The organism is Microbacterium trichothecenolyticum (assembly GCF_030818955.1).
Lineage (GTDB): Bacteria > Actinomycetota > Actinomycetes > Actinomycetales > Microbacteriaceae > Microbacterium > Microbacterium trichothecenolyticum_B.
The window spans coordinates 1,789,970-1,808,437 of the sequence record NZ_JAUTBF010000001.1 but is presented as its reverse complement, the minus strand read 5'-3'; the positions used below and the strand labels follow the sequence as shown (position 1 = coordinate 1,808,437).

The 18,468-nt window shown below is 71.3% G+C and carries 14 protein-coding genes and 1 pseudogene; 7 read left to right on the top strand and 8 right to left on the bottom strand.

Annotated elements, in window-relative coordinates:
• Positions 1 to 105 precede the first annotated feature (105 nt).
• The 5 genes from ligD to QE412_RS08580 all read left to right on the top strand — a co-directional run bounded on the left by ligD (position 106) and on the right by QE412_RS08580 (position 6,828).
• On the top strand, positions 106 to 1,131 hold the full coding sequence (ligD, locus tag QE412_RS08600) for a non-homologous end-joining DNA ligase (RefSeq protein ID WP_307482319.1): 1,026 nt from the start codon (positions 106 to 108) through the stop codon (positions 1,129 to 1,131).
• Between the two features lie 219 nt (positions 1,132 to 1,350).
• Positions 1,351 to 3,216 (top strand): alkaline phosphatase, encoded by a 1,866-nt coding sequence (locus QE412_RS08595; protein WP_307482316.1) that lies wholly within the window; start codon positions 1,351 to 1,353, stop codon positions 3,214 to 3,216.
• Positions 3,217 to 3,227: 11 nt separating this feature from the next.
• Positions 3,228 to 4,379 (top strand): hypothetical protein, encoded by a 1,152-nt coding sequence (locus QE412_RS08590; RefSeq protein ID WP_307482314.1) that lies wholly within the window; start codon positions 3,228 to 3,230, stop codon positions 4,377 to 4,379.
• Positions 4,376 to 4,813 (top strand): hypothetical protein, encoded by a 438-nt coding sequence (locus QE412_RS08585; protein WP_307482311.1) that lies wholly within the window; start codon positions 4,376 to 4,378, stop codon positions 4,811 to 4,813. The genes QE412_RS08590 and QE412_RS08585 overlap by 4 nt, the downstream gene beginning before the upstream one ends.
• Before the next feature lie 152 nt (positions 4,814 to 4,965).
• Positions 4,966 to 6,828: a S8 family serine peptidase gene (locus QE412_RS08580; RefSeq protein ID WP_307482309.1), complete on the top strand. Its 1,863-nt coding sequence runs from the start codon at positions 4,966 to 4,968 to the stop codon at positions 6,826 to 6,828.
• Positions 6,829 to 7,324: 496 nt separating this feature from the next.
• Here QE412_RS08580 and QE412_RS08575 read toward each other — a convergent pair whose 3' ends face one another.
• From QE412_RS08575 to QE412_RS17705, 4 genes and pseudogenes are all read right to left on the bottom strand, one after another.
• Positions 7,325 to 8,368 carry an ATP-dependent DNA ligase gene (locus QE412_RS08575; RefSeq protein ID WP_307482307.1) on the bottom strand — a complete coding sequence of 348 codons (1,044 nt, stop codon included), beginning with the start codon at positions 8,366 to 8,368 and terminating at the stop codon, positions 7,325 to 7,327.
• A 5-nt stretch (positions 8,369 to 8,373) separates the two neighbouring features.
• Positions 8,374 to 9,552, bottom strand: coding sequence for an AI-2E family transporter (locus QE412_RS08570; RefSeq protein ID WP_307482305.1), 1,179 nt, complete (start codon positions 9,550 to 9,552; stop codon positions 8,374 to 8,376).
• A 251-nt stretch (positions 9,553 to 9,803) separates the two neighbouring features.
• A complete protein-coding gene (locus QE412_RS17710) occupies positions 9,804 to 10,415 on the bottom strand; it encodes an acyl-CoA dehydrogenase family protein (protein ID WP_373426539.1) in 612 nt (203 codons plus the stop codon).
• A gap of 19 nt (positions 10,416 to 10,434) precedes the next feature.
• Positions 10,435 to 10,878, bottom strand: a pseudogene (locus QE412_RS17705) (acyl-CoA dehydrogenase family protein); the annotation flags it as partial.
• A gap of 259 nt (positions 10,879 to 11,137) precedes the next feature.
• Between QE412_RS17705 and QE412_RS08560 the strand changes: the two are divergent.
• A complete protein-coding gene (locus tag QE412_RS08560) occupies positions 11,138 to 11,680 on the top strand; it encodes a YbaK/EbsC family protein (RefSeq protein WP_307482302.1) in 543 nt (180 codons plus the stop codon).
• 45 nt (positions 11,681 to 11,725) lie between these two features.
• Here QE412_RS08560 and QE412_RS08555 read toward each other — a convergent pair whose 3' ends face one another.
• A complete protein-coding gene (locus QE412_RS08555) occupies positions 11,726 to 12,394 on the bottom strand; it encodes a TetR/AcrR family transcriptional regulator (protein ID WP_307482300.1) in 669 nt (222 codons plus the stop codon).
• Between the two features lie 22 nt (positions 12,395 to 12,416).
• Complete coding sequence (locus QE412_RS08550; protein WP_307482297.1) at positions 12,417 to 14,264, bottom strand: S8 family serine peptidase; 1,848 nt, start codon at positions 14,262 to 14,264, stop codon at positions 12,417 to 12,419.
• Between the two features lie 107 nt (positions 14,265 to 14,371).
• Between QE412_RS08550 and QE412_RS08545 the strand changes: the two genes are divergently transcribed.
• Positions 14,372 to 15,859: an FAD-dependent oxidoreductase gene (locus QE412_RS08545; RefSeq protein ID WP_307482294.1), complete on the top strand. Its 1,488-nt coding sequence runs from the start codon at positions 14,372 to 14,374 to the stop codon at positions 15,857 to 15,859.
• A gap of 120 nt (positions 15,860 to 15,979) precedes the next feature.
• Here the strand turns inward: QE412_RS08545 and QE412_RS08540 are convergent, their stop codons facing one another.
• Both QE412_RS08540 and QE412_RS08535 read right to left on the bottom strand, forming a co-directional pair.
• Positions 15,980 to 16,612: a LysE family translocator gene (locus QE412_RS08540; protein WP_307482291.1), complete on the bottom strand. Its 633-nt coding sequence runs from the start codon at positions 16,610 to 16,612 to the stop codon at positions 15,980 to 15,982.
• A 274-nt stretch (positions 16,613 to 16,886) separates the two neighbouring features.
• Positions 16,887 to 18,458, bottom strand: coding sequence for an FAD-dependent oxidoreductase (locus tag QE412_RS08535; RefSeq protein WP_307482288.1), 1,572 nt, complete (start codon positions 18,456 to 18,458; stop codon positions 16,887 to 16,889).
• Positions 18,459 to 18,468 lie beyond the last annotated feature (10 nt).

The following is an 18,468-nucleotide window of genomic DNA, read 5'->3' as shown; positions in this document are numbered from 1 at the left end:
CCGAGCCCCGGCTCGAGCCCCCGCCCGCCCCGCCCGCCGCGACACCGTCCCGCGGGCCCGCGCAACGGGCAGACGCGCGGCCCGTGCGCGCAGTAGCGTCGGGGCATGGCATCCCCCCGCATCACGCTGACCGTGCCGGGCCCCGACGGCGATCGCGAGGTGGGCATCTCGAACCCCGACCGCGTGCTGTGGCCCGAGGTGGGCATCACCAAGCGCGAGCTGGCCGAGTATCTGATCGCGGTCGCCGATCCGTTCATCGCGGCGAATGGGCATCGGCCGGTGTCGCTCGAGCGGTTCCCCGAGGGGGTCGGCGGCGAGGCGTTCTTCTCGAAGAACCCGCCGAAGGGCGCCCCCGCGTTCGTCGAGGCCGTGACCGTGACCTACAACAGTGGGCGTCGGCATCCGCAGCTGTTCCTCGGCGAGATCGCCTCGGCGGTGTGGGCGGCGCAGATGAACACCGTCGTGTTCCACCCCTGGGCCTCGCTCGCGACCGACCCCGATCACCCGGTCGAGCTGCGCATCGACCTCGATCCACAACCGGGCACGGGGATCGTCGAAGCTGTCGCGGCAGCGCACGAGCTGCGCGCGGTGCTGCGCGAGGCGGGGCTCGAACCCTGGATCAAAACGAGCGGTAACCGGGGCCTTCATGTGTTCTGCCCGATCGAGCCGGCGCACGAGTTCCTCGACGTGCGTCACGCGGTGATCGCCGCCGCCCGCGAGCTGGAGAGACGGATGCCGGATGCCGTGACCACCAACTGGTGGAAAGAGGAGCGGGGCGAGCGCATCTTCGTCGACTTCAACCAGGCCAACCGCGACCGCACGATGGCCGGTGCGTACTCGCCGCGGGCTCTCCCGACCGCGACGGTGTCGACGCCGGTGTGGTGGGACGAGCTCGACGGCCTCGATCCGCTCGCGTTCACGGTGCGTTCGATCCCTGAGCGCTTGGCATCCCGAGGCGACCCGTGGGCAGACTTCGCCGCGCAGCCCGGACGTATCGACACGCTGCTGGAGTGGTGGCAGCGTGACCTCGACAGCGGTCTCGGCGAACTGCCGTTCCCTCCCGAGTTTCCCAAGATGCCCGGGGAGCCTCCGCGCGTGCAACCCTCGCGCGCGAAGAACCCCGCGCACTAGCGGATATGAACCCCGCCGAGCGGCGGGGGTGAATGGTGCCATCTCCGGCATCCGGATGCCAGGATTGCGCCCACTGTTCACGCAACCGTGAACGCGACGAGCGAATGTTCATCCGCGGGCGACCGGAGAGTCGTTCTCACGTGAGGGTGTTCCGTCACCGTGGATCGCGTCCGCCGCCTCGGCGGCACGTGGATCCATACGAAACGGAAGAGCACACACATGGATAAGCGCACGACCGGGCGTTCCCGTCGTCTGATCGTCACGAGCACCGTCGCGGGCCTCGCCCTCGGCGTCACCCCTGCCGTCGCCGCGTCGGCGGAGGAGCAGGAGACCCCCGCGCCCCGCAACGTCATCGTCTTGATCTCGGACGGCGGTGGCTACAACCAGTTCGACGCCGCCCGCCTGTACGAGACCGGCGCGAGCTACCAGCAGGTCGCGGTCGCGCCGAACTCCGGTGTCGCCACGAAGGTTCCCGGCACGGCGAGCCAGGTGTACGACTCGTTCCCCGTGCAGGTGGGCCAGTCGCACTACTCGGCCAGCGGTCGCGCGTCGTACTCTCCGGAAGAGGCATGGGGCGCGTTCACGTGGGTCGCCTCGGGCGCCACCGACTCGGCCGCCGCCGGAACCGCGCTGGGTACCGGTGTGAAGACCACCAACGGCACACTCGGCTTCGACCCCCAGGGCGGGAAGCTCCTCACGGTCGGGGAGCAGGCTTTGGATGCCGGCAAGAAGGTCGGCCTCGTCACCTCGGTGCCGTTCAACCACGCGACTCCCGCGGGCTTCATCGCGCACAATGCCAGCCGCAACGACTACCACGGCCTCGCGGCCGAGATGATCGACTCCGGCGTCGACGTGCTCATCGGCGGTGGACACCCGAACTACACGGATGCCAACACCACCCGCGCCTCGCACTTCGGTGCCGGCTCGTGGATCTCGCAGGCCGACTTCGAGCGCGTGACGCAGGGGAAGACGCCCTTCTCGTACGTCGAGAGCAAGGCCGACTTCGAGCGCGTGGCCGCGGGGGAGAACGTGCCCGACAAGCTCTTCGGGCTCGCGCGCGTCGCCGAGACCTTCCAGTACAGCCGTCCCGGCGTGGCCAACAAGACGGTCGCGCCCGGCACAGACCCGGCCAACGCCGACGTGCCCTCGCTCGCGACCTCGGCACGGGCCGCGCTGAACGTGCTCGAGAAGGACGACGACGGCTTCTTCCTCATGGTCGAGGGCGGTGCGGTCGACTGGGCCGGTCACGCCAACCAGACCACGCGCATCGTGGAGGAGCAGCTCGCGTTCAACGACTCCGTCGAAGCCGTGACCGAGTGGGTCGAGACGCACTCCAACTGGGACGAGACGCTCGTCGTCGTCACCGCCGACCACGAGACCGGCTACCTCGCCGGCCCCGGTGCGGGCGCGAGCGCGGGGTGGACGGCCCTCACCGGAACCGCCGGCCAGCTGCCGAACGTGTCGTGGCACTCGGGTGGGCACACCAACGCCCTCGTTCCGCTGTACGCCAAGGGCGCGGGCTCCGAGGTGCTGCAGGCGCGTGCGACGAAGTGGGACTTCGTCCGTGGCGCGTACCTCGACAACACCGACATCGGCAAGACGCTCTTCGACCTCATCGGCCACGGCCGCGCCGCCGACGGCGCCGTGGGCGTGGAGGCCTCCGTGCCGCTTCCCGCTTCGGCCGGACGCCTGAGCCTGGCACTGCCCGCCCTCGAGGGCCCCGTCGTCTTCGACGGAGGATCGGCGGTCCTGCCCGAGATCACGGTCGAAGACACCCGTAACGAGGCGCAGGCACAGGGGCGCGGGTGGACTCTCGCGGGCTCGGCTTCGGCGTTCGTCGCGGGCAACCGCTCTTTCGGCGCCGAGAACCTCGCGTGGACGCCGCGCGTGGTGAGCTCGCAGTCGGGAGCCGTCGCGGGGGCAACGGCGACGCTCGAGCGTCCGTCGACTCTCGCAGACGCCGACCGCGTGGAGCGCGTGGGCCAGACGAAGGTGAGCGCCGACCTCGCCCTCACGGTGCCGGCCGACGCCGAGAGCGGCCGTTACGGCAGCGAGATCACCCTCACGCTGTTCGCCAAGGACTGACCGTCACCCCGGTGCGCCCCGCCGCTCGCGTGGCGGGGCGCACCGGCATCCCTCCCGCTTCGAAGGACTTCGCCGTGTACCCCCGCACTCTTTCCGCGCTCGCTGCCGCGGCTCTCACCGTGATTCTCTGCGCCGGAGCCGCCGCGCCCGCGGTCGCCGCACCTTCCGCGACCGTCCCGCCCTTGGTCGTCGGGGCCGCATCGACATCACCGAGCAGCCCGCAATGGTCGGTCGCCCCCGCGAACGCCGACGGACCCGACGGTCGTATCTCCCTGCGCCACACCGTCGATCCCGGCGGCAACATCGCCGACGCGATCGCGGTCACCAACCTCGGCGCCGAGTCGACCTCGTATCTCGTCGCGCCCGGTGACGGGGTACTCGGCGACGACGGCGCCTTCGACATCGCGTCCGGCGAGCCCCGCGATGCCGGGGCGTGGGTCTCGATCAGCGGCCTGGATGCCGGAGTTCTGACCCTCGGACCGGGTGAGACGCGCGTGCTGCCCGTGCGCATCGACGTGCCCGCCGACGCGGTTCCCGGAGACCATCCCGCCGGCATCGTCGTGGGCGTGAGCCGGGGCGACGGCGGCGTCACGGTGACGAACCGCATCGGGGTGCGCCTGCACCTACAGGTCGCGGGAGACCTCGTCGCCGCCCTCGAGGTGGACGAGACGAACGCCTCGTTCCGGCCGTCGTGGATCCCGTTCGCCCCGGGCGTCGTCCGTGTCGAGACGCGGGTGAGCAACACCGGCAATGTCCGCCTGGGCGCGACCTCCGCCGTCGCCGGTGCCGGCATCGATGCGGCCTCGTCGGGCGTCGAACCGGTCGAACTGCTTCCCGGCGACACGACCACCGTGGTGGTGGAGTCTTCGGCGTGGCCGATTCTCGCGCTCTCGGGCACGGTCGAGGTGCGTCCGGCCGTGCTCGGCGACGATGCGATCATCGCTCCGACGGCGGCGGAGGCGAGGTTCGCCGCCACCGCGGTGTCGTGGTCGGGGCTCGCCCTGCTGGTGCTCGCAGCAGGGGCGATCGTCGCGGGCGTCGTGTTGCGACGACGTGGGCGCCCGCGTGTCGAGTCGGATCCCCAGGGAGCTCCCGACACGGATTCCGACGAACAGGCGGTCACCGCGGAGAGCGGGCCGCGCGTCGAGGTGAGTGCTCGATGAGGGCGCTGGTGCTGCCGACAATTGCGGCCTCGGTCGCTCTGACGATCGTCGCGGTGACGCCCGCCCTGGCGCAGTCGACCGCGGAACCGGAGCGGCAGAGCGTCACGATCGACGAGACGACCTCCGATACGGGGTCGTCGTGTGACGGTCTGACGATGGAACCGCCCGTCGCGACGGGACGTGCCTCGGGCAGGATCCAGCTGTGCGTCACCGTTCCCGCCGGGACGCCCGATCCGACCCCCACGCCATCGGCCGGTACCGACGTGCCCGAGACGGGCGACGGCGACGGTGACGCCGGGCACGGCGGGATCGATGGGCGAGCGCTCGCCACGACGGGGTCATCGCCGGTGGTGCTCCTGGCGGCAATCGGTGTCGCTGCTCTCGCGGTGGCCGTCGCCCTGCTGCGTCGGGCGGCGCGGGGGAACACCGGGTGAGGCTCGCGGCTATCCGCGCCTGTCGTGCTGACCGCCTGCGCATGTCCCACGCGCGTGTCATGTTCTGACATGCTGAGCGGAACTCCTCTGCCCCGATAGGAGCCGCTATCGGCAGGCGGAGGTCATCAGACGCGACTCCGGGGGAGGAAGCCGTGCGCACGAGGGTGCCCGTGACCATGCTGGCGACGATGGCCGTGGTGGGGGTGATGGTCTGGGCCGGAGTGCCGTCGGCGGCGTCGGCGGCGCCGACGAGTTGCCGTACCGTTCCGGTCGACGCCGATCCGATCCTGCACTCCGACGTCGCCCGCGCCGAGTTCGGTGTGGACGGGTCGGGGGTGAAGGTCGGGATCATCTCGAACACGTTCTCGGCACTGTCCTCGCCCGCGAACGACACCGTCCAGCAGAACATCGACGACGGCCTGCTGCCGGGCCCCGGCAACCCGTGCGGGTACACCACACCCGTCACGATCGTGGTCGACGACCCGCCGCCGAGCCCGAGCGACGACGATGAAGGGCGGGCGATGGCGCAGATGGTGCACGGCGTGGCCCCGGGAGCGGAGTTGTTCTGGGCGAGCGCCGGGCCGGCCATGATGGAGGTCGGCAACGCGATCAACAAGCTCCAGCAGGCGGGGGTGGATGTCATCGTCGATGATGTCATCGATCCGGTCGAGCCCCTCTTCCAGGACTCGACCGTGAGCCAGCAGATCGCGGCCGCCCGCGCAGCGGGAATCACGTATCTCACCGCCGCGGGAAACAGCACGGCCCTCGCGCAGCGTCCGCGTCCGGGGCAGGACGCCACCCCAATCGGCGCCTGGAGTACTGCCGCTTATCGTCCGGTGCCCTGTGACCTGGACGTGACGGATCCCGATCAGAAGTCAGTGAAGGACGCCATCACGGACGCCGCGCAGATGAAGGATGCCGTGGCCTTCGACTGCCTCGATTTCGATCCCGGCGACGCGGCCGATGTCGTGTCGACCATCACAACGTTGCCCGGAGAAGTTGCCACGAGCGAGACACAGGCACACCTGCCCGTCACCTTCCAGTGGGCGGAAGCATTCGGTGGGCCGGGAGAAACGGGGACGGCGGCGGCGCGATTCGAGATGTTCGTCACCTTCGCAGGTCAGGGCACACAGGTGGTCGCGACACTGGTCGAGGGCTACCCCGTACGTTATTCCGATCTGACCATCGATGTCACCGGTCTCATGAATCCGACCGACCTGACGGCCGACGAACTCGACATGAACGTCACGATTGTGCGGTATCTCGACGGTACCCCGGGGGCCGACATCACCCCCGCGGTGGGCTGGATAGCATTGGCGGATGGTCCGCAGTGGGCGGTGTCCGCGGAGTATTGGCGCTCGCAGGGACCCGACGACGTCGGACGCTCCATCCTGGGGCATAACGGCGCTCCGGCCGCGATCACGGTCGCCGCGACCGGTGTGACCGACGACGTCCGCATCGACACATACAGCTCGCTGGGTCCCGTTCGTTACTTCCTCGGGCCGGAGGACGATGCGACGGGAACGGCCGAGCGGCTCGCGGAGCCCGAGGTGATCGCCAAACCGACCGTTCTCTCGGTCGACGGGTCGCGACAGACGGCAACCTCGTTCGGCGGCAAAGCACCCGAGACGGCCCCGGGCGTCTGGCGGTTCTACGGAACGTCGTCCGCGACGCCCATCGCCGGCGCCGTCGTGGCGCTCGCCCTGCAGCTCGACCCCGACCTGACGCCCGACGACGTCGAGAGCTTGCTCACGCAGACGGCCGCGCCCTTCGCGTCTCCGTACCTGACGATCCCGGAGACGGACTCGGTCGGCGCCGGCCTCGTCGACGCGGAGGCCCTGCTCACGCGCGTCGCTCAGGAGCTCCCGCCCATCCCGGCGGGCGAGCCCGCCGTGCGACTGCTCGCCGCCACCGGAGTGGACGCGACGCCGACCGTTCTGGGGGCGGGCGTTCTCGGACTTGGGCTGCTCGCCGCCGGTGCGATGGCAGTGGTCAGCCGACGTCGACGGGCCTGAGCGCCCGGAAGCGCGCCACTCCGACGGGGTGGCGCGCTCCCGGGCGTCGGGGCGCGCCGAGAACGCTCAGTCGAGCGGCTCGACCCGACTCGCTCCCGCGCTGGTTCCGGCGGGGCGGTACGAGTCGTGTCTGCCCAGTGACGCGAAGTGTTCGGGGCGACGCTCGCGCCGCGTGGGCGGGGGTGTCGCGTGGGCGGGGGTGCCGCGTGGGCGGGGGTGCCGCGTGGGCGGGGGTGTCGCGTGGGCGGGGGTGTCGCGTGGGCGGGGGCGTCGCGTGGGCGGGGAGGTCGCGGATGCCGGGCCGCGAGGACCGAGGAGGCGGCGAGGACAGGGGATGCTTCGAAAACATGCCGATTCCGCCGCGATCGGCCTGTTCTCGAAGCATCCCCTGTCTCCGTGGAAGCGCCCAATCCCGGGGCAAGACGAGCACGCGCCGCGGCAAGACGACCCGCGCACTTCGAAGGACGCCGCGCAGATCGGCGCGGTCGTGCACGACTCAGTCCAGCACGTCGCCCAAGTCGTACGACGACACCGTCTCGAGCTGCGCGAACGTGCACGAGCGCGCGTCGCGGTCGGGGCGCCACCGGTCGAACTGCACCGTGTGACGGAACCGCGTGCCCTCGAGCTGGTCGTAGCGCACCTCGAGAACCCGCTCGGGGCGAAGACGCACGAAAGACACGTCTTTGGATGCCGAGAAGCGCGAGCGGTCGGTCTCTCCGACGACCGCCCCGCCCGAGGCATCCCGCTCCACCAGGGGTGCGAGCTCGTCGATCAATTCGAGCCGCTTCTTGTCGGTCCATGCCGAGACGCCGCCGACATTGTGCAGGCGGCCCTCGTCGTCGTAGAGACCGACGAGGAGGGAACCGAGGCCCTGGCCGGACTTGTGGATGCGATAGCCGAGCGCGACCACGTCGGCGGTACGTGCGTGCTTGATCTTGAACATCGTGCGCTTGTTCGGGGCGTACGGCTGAGCCAGCGGCTTGGCCACGACACCGTCGAGCCCGGCACCCTCGAACTCCGCGAGCCATCGGCGGGCGAGGTCGGGGTCGTCGGTCGTGCGGGTCACATGCACCGGGTGGGGGACATGCCCGAGGAGGTCCTCGAGCTGCGCGCGGCGCTCGGAGAACGGCTCGCCCTGCAGGTCGCGGTCGCCGCGCGCGAGCAGGTCGAAGGCGATGAACATCGCCGGGGTCTCTTCGGCGAGCAGGTTCACGCGGGATGCCGCGGGGTGGATGCGCTGCGACAGGGCCTCCCAGTCGAGTCGCTGCGCCCCGGGCTCGCCGCGGGCGACGACCACCTCACCGTCGATGAGGCACGGCTCTGGCAGGATCCCGGCGAACGCGGCGACGAGTTCGGGAAAGTACCGGGTCAACGGCTTGGCGCCGCGGCTGCCGATCTCGACGTCGGTGCCGTCCCACGAGACCAGGGCGCGGAACCCGTCCCACTTGGGCTCGTAGCGGAAGCCGCCCGCGACTTTGCCGTGCTCGGGCACCTCGGGCACCGACTTCGCCAGCATCGGCGCCGGGATGTCGTACGGCATGGGTCTCAGTCCGCGCTCTCGGTGCCCGCGAGCGGCACCGGATTGCGGCGCTTCTTGGGGCGCGCCCATTCCGCGGGCTTGTCGGGCCCGTTCCACACCGTGATGATGCCCCAGGCGACGGCGGTGAGCGGGACGGCGAGGAGCGTGCCGAGGATGCCGCCGATGGCGGTACCGCCGGCCAGCACCACGAGCACGACGAACGAGTGCAGCTTCATGGAGCGGCCCATCAGGACCGGCTGCAGGAAGTTGCCCTCGAGCTGGTTCACCAGCACCACGATGCCGACGACGATGAGCGCGACGATCGGGCCGTTCGTGACGAGGGCGACGAGCGCGGCGAGGATGCCGGCGGTCACGGCCCCGACGATCGGGATGAACGCGAGCAGGAAAACGAGCACGGCGAGCGGCAGGGCGAGGGGCACCTGCAGGATCGCCAGGCCGATGCCGATGCCGATCGCGTCGACCGCGGCGACGGACGCGGTGCCGCGCACGTAGGAGCCGAGCACGGTCACGGTCTTGTCGCCGATGCGGCGGGCCCGGTCGTAGTCCTTGCCGTGGAACGGCCGCAGGACGAACTCCCACATGCGCGGGCCGTCTTTGAGGAAGAAGAAGAGGATCACGACCATCAGCACGAAGCCCGTGACGAAGGAGGCGATCGCGCTGACCCCGGCCAGGGCTCCCGTGCCGAACTCGGAGCTCGTCACGAAGCTCTGGATGCCCTGGATCGCCTGGTTCACCTGGTCGGGCGAGATGGCGAACGGAAGGGTGTGGTACCAATCCTGCGCCTGCTCGAAGCCCTGGACGGCCTGCGAGCTGAGGTAGTCCCACTGGTCGATGACGGCGTTCGCGACGAGCCAGCCGAGAGCCCCGAGCACCACGACGACCGCGAGCAGCGTGAGGATCGTCGCGAGCACCGCGGGCACGCCCTTGCGGCGCATCCACATGGTGACCGGCCCGAACGCCGAGGCGAAGATGAGCGCGAGGATCAGCGGGATGATCACGAGCGTGAGCTGCCGGATGCCCCAGATGAGGCCCGCGACGAGCACCACGACGATGATGATCTGCACGGCCCGGATGGCGAGCCGCCCGAACCCGTCGGACCACAGGCTCTTGGGTGGCGTCTGCACCGCCTGAGCGACGGATGTGACGGCCTCACGCGGCGCGGGGTGACGAGAGAACAGGCCCATGCTGACACGGTAGCGGGGGTCTCCGACATGGCGGCGCGGGTTGCGCGGGTCGGGGTCGCCGATTAGGCGGAGTGTTCGCGGCCGCGCCGGCCACCTGGCGAAACCGCACGTGATCGACGAGGACGTACGCCATCGTCGTCATCCGCGTACGTCCTGCGTCCTGACGATCGCGTGCGTCCTCGACGAACGGCGGCCCGGTCGGAACGCCGAGGTACCGGCATCCGAGGGGGTCCGGGGTCGGGCATCCCGGATCAGACGAACGCGCTGATGCCCGTGATGTCGCGGCCGATCAGGAGCGCTTGCACGCTCTCGGTGCCCTCGTACGTGTGTATCGCCTCGATGTCGGCCAGGTGCTGCATGACGCCGTTTTCGAGCAGGATGCCGTTGCCTCCGAGCAGGTCGCGCGCGATCGACGCCACTCGACGGGCGGCGCGGGTGTTGTGGTACTTCGCGAGCGAGGCCTGGGTCGGCCGCAGGCCTCCGGAGGTCTCGAGGTCGGCCAGGCGGCGGCAGTACAGCTGCATCGCGGTGAGCTCGTCGAGCATCTGCGCGAGGCGTTCCTGCACCATCTGGAACGTCGCGAGGGGCTTTCCGAACTGCATGCGCTGAGTGGCATATGTCCGCGCGATCTCGTAGCAGGCGGTCGCGTGGCCCAACGCCGACCATGCCACGCCGGAGCGAGTGGCGAACAGCACACGCGACGCGTCTTTGAAGGTGTGCGCGCCGGGGAGCACGGAATCCGCGGCGAGACGCACGTCGTTGATCGCGACGTGGGCCTGATGGATGCCACGCAGCGAGATCTTGCCCGTGATGACGGTGCCCGTGTAGCCCGGGGTGTCCTGCTCGACGAGGAAGCAGCGCACGTTGCCGTGGTCGTCGCCGCCCTCGTTCTCGACCCGCGCCCAGACGAAAGGTGATGCCGCCGGAGGCGCCGTTGCCGATCCACTTCTTCGTGCCGCTCAGCGACCAGCCGTCGGTGGTGCGGGTCGCCGTGGTCTCGAGCGAGACCGAGTCCGAGCCGTGGTCGGGCTCGGTCAGGGCGAAGGCACCGAGCACCGTGCCCGCGGCGAGGGGACCCAGCCACCGCTGCTGTTGCTCGGGGGAGCCGAAGAGCGCGAGCGTGCGCAGGGCGAGCCCGCCCTGCACGGCGAGGACGGTGGCGAGCGAGCCGTCGTGGCGCGACACCTCCATGTTGACCAGGCCGGCCGCCAGCGGCGACGAGACGGGCAGGTCGGGGTGGTCGATGCCATCGGTGAAGAGTTCGAGTTCTCCCATGCGTCGCAGCAGTTCGACGGGGTACGTCGCGGCATCCCATTCGCCCTGCATGCGCGTGCCGACCTCGTCGGCGAAGGCCTTGGCCCGATCCCAGGCGGCTCGATCCGCGTCGGGGACGTCGGCGAACACCGCGTAGTAGTCGGTGTCGCGGCGACCGAGCAGGTCGTAGTGGGTGACGCGTTCTCCGGGGAGGGTGTGGGCATCGGCATCGATGGTCATGGTTCCCAGTATCGTAGATATTGGGACTGAGTGTCACTGGCGTGTTTCGCGTGGGCGGCGGGGAAGGGGCCGCGCCCGATAGGGTCTCGGCGTGAGCACGCTGACCTTCCTCCCCGCCGCCGAAAACCCGCACCTGGTGGCCGCGCCCGTCGCCGCGGCGATCGCGACACTCGACCCGGTACTCGCCACGCGCATCGAGGTGGCCGCCGTCGATCCGGCCCTCGCCGACACGGCGGCATTCTGCGAGGCCTACGGACAGGGGCTCGACATCTCGGCGAACTGCATCGTCGTGCAGGGCACGCGTGGCGACGTCACGCGCACGGCCGCGTGTCTGGCCCTCGCGACCACCCGCCTCGACGTGAACGGCACCGTCCGGCGCCTGCTCGAGGCGCGCAAGGCCACGTTCGCGCCGATGGACGACGCGGTGTCGCAGACCGGTATGGAGTACGGCGGCATCACGCCCCTCGGCATCCCGTCGGACTGGCACCTGCTGATCGATGCGCGCGTGGCGGCGCTGCCGCGCGTGGTCGTGGGCGCCGGGATCCGCGGCGCGAAGCTGTTCCTGCCGGGCGGGGTGCTGGCATCCCTCCCGGGCGCACAGGTGATCGAGGATCTCGCCAAGCCGGTCGTCTGAGGCGTCGCGGCGGCGGCGGTCGGTCGAGGTCAGAGACCAGAGCGGTCAGTCGCCCAGAGAGGCCCGGAGTCGTCGCGACATCTCGGCGGCGGGCATCCGCCGCGGGAACGCCGCGATGACCACGTCGTCGTCGGCCGGGTCGTCGCCGTCGGGGTGCACCCCGTAGCGGCGCAGCACATCGTCGAGGGCATGACGCAGAACGGATGCCGGAACCCGGGCGCCGCGCATCAACCGGCGCAGCACGTGATTGTGTACCGCCGTCACGAGCGCGGCGAAGCCGACGGCATCCAGGGGGTCGAGGCCAGGAAGGGCCTCGCGCAGGTAGTCGTCGAAGAGACGCTCGTACCGGACGACCGTGATGATCTCGCGATCGCGCAGCACCGGGATCTCGCGCACGACTGCATAGCGTCGCCGCGCGAGCTCGGGATCGGCGCAGAAGTGACGGAAGACCCGCATCGAGGCGTCGCACACGGCCACCCACGGATCGGCGTGCACCCGCGACAGATACCGGCGCGTCTGGTCGAGCAGCACCTCGTGATCGGCGAAGACCACGTCTTCTTTGCCGCCGAACTGTCGAAAGAACGTCGAGCGAGAGACTCCGGCGGCCTGGGCGATCTGGTCCACCGACGTCTGGTCGTACCCGTGCTGGGCGAACAGGTCGATCGCGGCGGCAACGACGGCCGTCCGGCTCGAGGGTGCTCCGGGGTCGCTCACACCCGAAGCCTAACGGCGGCCGTCACCGCCGCCGGGCCCGCGCGCGCACGATCAGCAGCACGACACCGCCGACGACGAGCAGCGCGATCGCGCCGATGAGCAGGGGCACGGTGGCTGAGGCGTCCGTGCCGCTGTTCGCCAGGCGCGTCGGACCGACGGCGGGCGCGGCCGTCAGCGCGGGGGTGGAACTGCTCGTCGGGGTCGGTGCTGCTGTCGGGGTCGGCTGGGGCGTCGGGCGCGGCGGCAGCGCGGCCAGGGCCGCCTCGGCGTCGACGAGTCCGGCGCCCGTCACGTTCTCGGCAGGCACCGTGTCCCACGGCGAGGCAGCGGGGCGCGCCGTCGTTCGCAACAGCGCGCGGACATCTTCTTGGGTCAGACGGGGATCGAACGACTTCGCCAGGGCGGCGACCGCCGCGGCGAGGGGAGCGGCTGCGGAGGTGCCGGGGAAGGCGCGTCCGCCGGTGGCGTCGGGATCGCCGCCCAGCACGGACTGCCGCACCTGATCGACCGTCATGACGTCGGGCTTCGCGACGATCTGCGGGGTATCGAGTACGGCGGACGCATCGGGTGCCGTTCGGGGGGCGAAGTAGTGCGTCGACGGGCCGTGACCGCTGAACGACTCCACCTCGAAAGGGGTCTTCCACGGCGCCGCCGCGACGGAGATGATCGCCGGGTCGCTGTTGTGCCCCAAGGACGTTCGCCCGATGCGCACGTCCCCGTCGGAAGCGGTGTACTCGGCCCAATCCAAGGCGGACTGCAGGAACATGAGGAAGATCGGCGGATTCGCGAGCGCTGTCGAGGAGTCGGGGGCCGCGATGCGCGCGACCACGATCTCTATGTCGAGGTTGTGCGCGGACGCCGGCAGAACGAGGGTGTAGCCGGGGGTACCGTCCGCGAGCGGTTTGAGGTCCACGTCGACCGGAACGCCGCCTTCGAGCACCACGGGAACGAACGATCCGGTGACCGCCCCGGCCGGCTCGCCCCATTGGAAGATCAGCTCGCTGTGCGCGAGGACGGAGTAGCCGAGGGTTGGATCGGCCGGCTCCCGCGGATCCACGTCGAGGCAATCCAGGGGCGCCGCGAAGCCGCGCGCCTGCACGGCCGCGGCGACCCCGTCAGGACACGTGGTCGGGGCGTACGCCGATCTCTGCCAGCCATTCACCGGCGTCGATTTCTGACCGGGCAAGGGTGCGTCCGGGATGATGTTCTGGTTCCCCGCGGAGGAGAAGTAGATCACTCCGCGATCCGTCTGACGCACGACCGTCTCGGCCGTGAGGGAGCGCTGAAAGATCGCATCCTCTTCGACGCTGATGTCATCGACGATGATGTCGGCACCGTACGCTGCGAGCACGTCGATCGCTTCGCGAACCGAGGCGGCGCTGTCAGGATCCGCCGCGGCGAAGGCGAGGGACGCTCCCGGGGCGATGCCGTGCACCAACTGCAGCATCGCACGGCCTTCGTCGTGCATGGCCGGGGCGTCGCGCACGACACCGACGGGGGTCTCGCGCCCGCACGGGTTTCCTGCACCGGGGAGAAGGCCGTTGGCGATGTCATCGGCGACGCTCGCTCCCGCGGGGGACGTGGCCGCGAAGGAGTCGGAGATCACCCCCACGGTGACGCCCGAGCCGTCGACACCGAATCGCGCGCGGGCGATGTCGGCGCGCAGCGGGGCGTCGGCGTCGACCGGGATGCTGCGGCACGACGCCGTGTCGCCGGGGGCGGCGGCGAGAGCTGCAGGGGTGACTCCTGCCGCTACAAGGATGAATGCAAGGGTGAAGCCGACGGAGGTTCGCACGGGGGAGAGCTCCAGGTCGAGGACGCCGTCGGCCCGGTGGCTCGGCGGTGGCTCGGCGGAGCCGACAGGGCTCATCCTAGGGGTGGCTCACAGCGAACGTCCAGGTTCGCGAACTCCGTATGACGAACGTCCCAATCTCGCAACGGGATGCGCCGACCCCGGCGTCGCGATGGGATGGAAGCATGACCATCCCCCTGTGGCTCCATGACCAGACGCCCGTCCAGGGCACTCCGCTCGCGCCCGACGCGCGACACGACGTCGTCATCATCGGCGCGGGCATCACCGGCCTGTCCACGGCCGTCATGCTCGCCGAAGCGGGCGTCGACGTCGCCGTCATCGACGCCGACGCCATCGGGCAGGGAACCACGGCCGCTGCGGCGGGCATGGCATCCGTTCTGCAGGGCACGACGCTCGCCGCTCTGCGCGCGCACCACCCGGCACGACTCGTGCGCGCGTATGTCGACGCCAACCGGGCTGGTCTCGACTGGCTCGCCGAACGGGCGGGTACCGCCGCCGAGCGTCGCACCGCCTTCACCTTCGGCCGGGGCACCGACGCCGACACCGCGCTCGACGCCGTGCGCGACGTCGCCCGCGAGGCGGGACTCCCGGTGCGCGTGGACACCCCCGCCGACCTGGGCGGGCACACGCCCGCTCGGGCCGTGGCCCTCGACGACCAGATCGTCGTCGACCCCGCCCTGGTGGCCTGGGCCCTCTCCGGCATGGCGACGGCCGCGGGCGCCGCGCTGCACACGGGCGTACGCGTGACCGACGTGCACACACTGCCGAACGGACGCGTCGACACCGATCACGGCACCGTCTTCGCCGACACCGTGGTGCTCGCCACCGGCACGCCGATCACCCGACGCGGTCTCTACGACCTCAAGACGCGGGCCCTGCGGTCATGGGCGATCGCCTTCGAACGGGAGGGGGACGCCACCGGCCCCGGCGGGATGTGGAGCGAGGTCGGAGCGCATGGCCGCAGCGTCGTCGCGACCCCCGTCTCGTTCGGGCGCGACGCGCTCATCGTCACCGGGGCACGGCATCCGGTCGGCTCGGCCCGGTCGGAGCTCGCGCTCGCCGAGGAGCTCGCCGCCTGGGCCCGCCGGACGTTGCCGGTCGGCGCCGAGATCGCCCGGTGGTCGGGCCAGGACTACCAATCGCACAATCTCGTGCCGTTCGTCGGGGGGATGCCGCGGGGTCTCGGCCGCGTGCGATTCGCGACCGGATACGCGGGTTGGGGACTGACCAACGGACCCGCCGCCGCGATGCGGTTGACCGACGAGATCCGCGGCGTCTCGCGCGGGGACCGGCCGCAGTGGATGCAGACCATCGGCACCCGCCTGACCGTACCCGCCGACATCGGCCGGGGGATCGGCGATGCCGCGCGACGCGTGGGCGTGGCGGCGGCGTGCGCGGCCGGCGCGTCGCCCGCGCCGGTGAAGCGCCCCGCGGAGGGCGCGGGCGTCATCGCGCGTCGAGGACTGCGGACGACGGCCGTCTCGACGGTCGACGGGCGCACGCGCGCGATCGTCGCGCGCACGCCGTTGACGTGGAACGATGCCGAACGCTCCTGGGACAGCCCCGTGGACGGCTCGCGTTACGCCCCCGACGGCGTCCGGCTCGAGGGGGCGGCATCCACCGACCTCGGGGTTCGTACCGGGGTGGCCTGACAGCGTCGGAGATCTGTCGGACGGCTGTGTGCCGGTGGGTCGCAGGATCCCGAAGCGGGTGCGCGGACGCGCGGAGTGCGGGGAATCAGCTCCCCGCGCGTCGCGGTGCGCGCGGGAGTCTCAGCTCTTTGCACCGGTGAAGGCGAGCGCGCCACCCAGGCCGATCATCATGACGCCGCCCGTGCCGGAGAGGGCGGAGATGCGCTTCGGCGAACGGGCGAACCACGCTCGTGCCGTACCGGCGGCCAGGGCCCACACGCTGTCGCACGTCAGGGCCAGCACCTGGAAGATGACGCCCAGCACGATCAGCTGCACCCACGCCGCGCCCGCGTGCGGCGCGACGAACTGGGGGAGCACGGCGACGAAGAACGCGATCGTCTTGGGGTTCGTGAGTCCCACGACGAAGCTCTGGCGAAGGAGCGTCCACGACGAGGCGGGCGAGACGGCCACCCCGGAGACGTGGTCGTGACGATGGCGGATCGCCTGGATGCCGAGCCACACGAGGTACATCGCGCCGACGATCTTCAACACGGTGAAGGCGACGATCGAGGAGGCCACGATCGCACCGACCCCGAAGGCGACGGCGAGCACCGCGGGGACGGTGCCCAGGGCGTTGCCGACGACGCTCAGCACGCCCGCGCGGCGGCCCAGCGCGATGGAGCGCCCGATGACGAACAGCACGCTCGGGCCCGGGACGACGATGATGACGACCGACGCGGCGATGAACGCGACGAGGTTCTCGATCGGAGGCATGTGGGAAGGGTACGGCCACTGCGTTTCGGCGTCGTGTCGGCGAGGGAGCGTGCTGGGCTCCGGATGTCGGGATGCTTCGGGGTCCATCGCGCGGCAGGACCGGCGGACGCCCGGGTGTTTTCCGGAGGCCGGCACGCGCGGACCCGCCGCGCCCGCTCGAACTGCTGGAGAACGGGGTGCGGGACCTGTGGGGCCGCTGTGTGGGGCTCGGCCGTGCCGTGTCTCAGGAGTTCGGCCAGCCCCCGGGCGTGCACGCCGACACGCCCCCCGACGCTTATGCCGGGATCGCCTCGCGCGCGAGCAATTCCGTGATCCGGCCCACGCACCCGCCGCAGCCGGTGCCCGCGCGGGTGGCGGCTTTGACGCACGCGACCGTGGGCTCGCCGGCGTCGACGGCCTCGCGAATCGCCCCGGCGTTCACGCCGTTGCACCAGCAGATCGTCGCGTCGGCGGCGAAGGGGTCGCCGGTGGCGAGCATCCCGGCGTCGGGCGCATCGAGGCGCAGCAGCGTCGAGCGGTCGGCGGGAAGCTCCGATCCGCGCTCGAACAGCAGGGTGAGTTCGGCGCCGGTGCGCGGCATCCCGACCGCGACGAAGCCGGTCAGCACGCCGTCGACGGTGACGAGCTTGACGTACGCCCCGCGGGCGGGGTCGGCCCAGAGCGTGACCTGGGGTGCGTGGCATCCGGCCGCGTGGGCGGGCGCGAACGGGTCGGCGTCGATCGCGCCACCGGCGACGACGTCGATGCCCTCGGCCTTCAGCATGACGACGCCGGGCCGCTCGGCGACGGCCGGCGTCTCGGTCCCCGTCGACAGCAATGCCGCGAGCCGGTCGGCCTGTCGCCAGCCCGGGCCGACGAGTCCGCTCGGGCCGCCCGGCACGCGGCCTTCGGCGTCGGCATCCGCGGGGTCGGCGACGTGCGCGCAGTCGCCGATGGCGAAGACGTTCGGGTCGGTCCACGAGCGCGACGACCCGTCGACGAGCACGCCCGTCGAGGTGGCGAGCCCCGCGAGGGACGCCACCTCGGTCCGCGCCGCGACGCCGCACGACAGCACGAGCAGGTCGCCCGCGAGCACCTTGCCGTCGGCGCAGACCAGGCCGTCGAACCAGGCCTGACCGTGGTCGTCGTAGCGCTGCACGATGCTCTCGGCGCGGGCGTGGTGCATCATCTCGACGCCCACGGCGGTGGCCGCGGCGGCCAGTACGCGTCCGCCGTTCTCGTCGAGCGTGCGATTCATCGGGGCGGCGGAGTGGTACGCGACGACCACTTCGGCGCCGGCTTCGGCGGCGGCCAGGGCCAGCTCCATGCCGAGCACCCCCGCGCCGAGCACGACGATCCGCTGCCCGGCCGAGACGGCCGCGCGCACGTGCTCGGCGTCGGCGAGGTCGCGGAGTGCCACGACCCCACGAGGCAACGGCGAAGAGCCCCGGTCCAGTTCGGCGGGAACGCCGGGCCGCGTCGCGCGGTGCCGCTGCGCGCGCTCGAGTCCGGCGAGGGTCGGCACGTTGGCACGAGCGCCGGTCGCCAGCACGAGTCGGTCGTACGGCAGACGGATGCCATCGTGCAGGCGCACGACGCGACGGTCGCGGTCGACGCCGACCACCGTCATCCCGAGCACGAACCGCACGCCCGCCTCTTCGGCGACGAGGCGGTCGCCCATGTCGAGGCCGTCGCGGTCGGTGCGACCGACGGCGTATTCGGCGAGCAGCACGCGGTTGTAGACGTCGTGCGTCTCGGCCCCGATGACCGTGAGGTCGATGCGCCCGTCGCGCACGGCGGGCAGCAGGCCCTCGATCAGTCGCGCCCCGACGGGGCCGTAGCCCACCAGCACCACACGCTCAGACATGGGTTTGCCT

Excerpts from the sequence above, each read along its gene's own strand:
- ligD (WP_307482319.1), top strand. The coding sequence starts at position 106 with ATGGCATCCCCCCGCATCACGCTGACCGTGCCGGGCCCCGACGGCGAT.
- QE412_RS08595 (WP_307482316.1), top strand. The coding sequence starts at position 1,351 with ATGGATAAGCGCACGACCGGGCGTTCCCGTCGTCTGATCGTCACGAGC.
- QE412_RS08585 (WP_307482311.1), top strand. The coding sequence starts at position 4,376 with ATGAGGGCGCTGGTGCTGCCGACAATTGCGGCCTCGGTCGCTCTGACG.
- QE412_RS08575 (WP_307482307.1), bottom strand. The coding sequence starts at position 8,368 with ATGCCGTACGACATCCCGGCGCCGATGCTGGCGAAGTCGGTGCCCGAG.
- QE412_RS08570 (WP_307482305.1), bottom strand. The coding sequence starts at position 9,552 with ATGGGCCTGTTCTCTCGTCACCCCGCGCCGCGTGAGGCCGTCACATCC.
- QE412_RS08550 (WP_307482297.1), bottom strand. The coding sequence starts at position 14,264 with ATGAGCCCTGTCGGCTCCGCCGAGCCACCGCCGAGCCACCGGGCCGAC.
- QE412_RS08545 (WP_307482294.1), top strand. The coding sequence starts at position 14,372 with ATGACCATCCCCCTGTGGCTCCATGACCAGACGCCCGTCCAGGGCACT.
- QE412_RS08540 (WP_307482291.1), bottom strand. The coding sequence starts at position 16,612 with ATGCCTCCGATCGAGAACCTCGTCGCGTTCATCGCCGCGTCGGTCGTC.
- QE412_RS08535 (WP_307482288.1), bottom strand. The coding sequence starts at position 18,458 with ATGTCTGAGCGTGTGGTGCTGGTGGGCTACGGCCCCGTCGGGGCGCGA.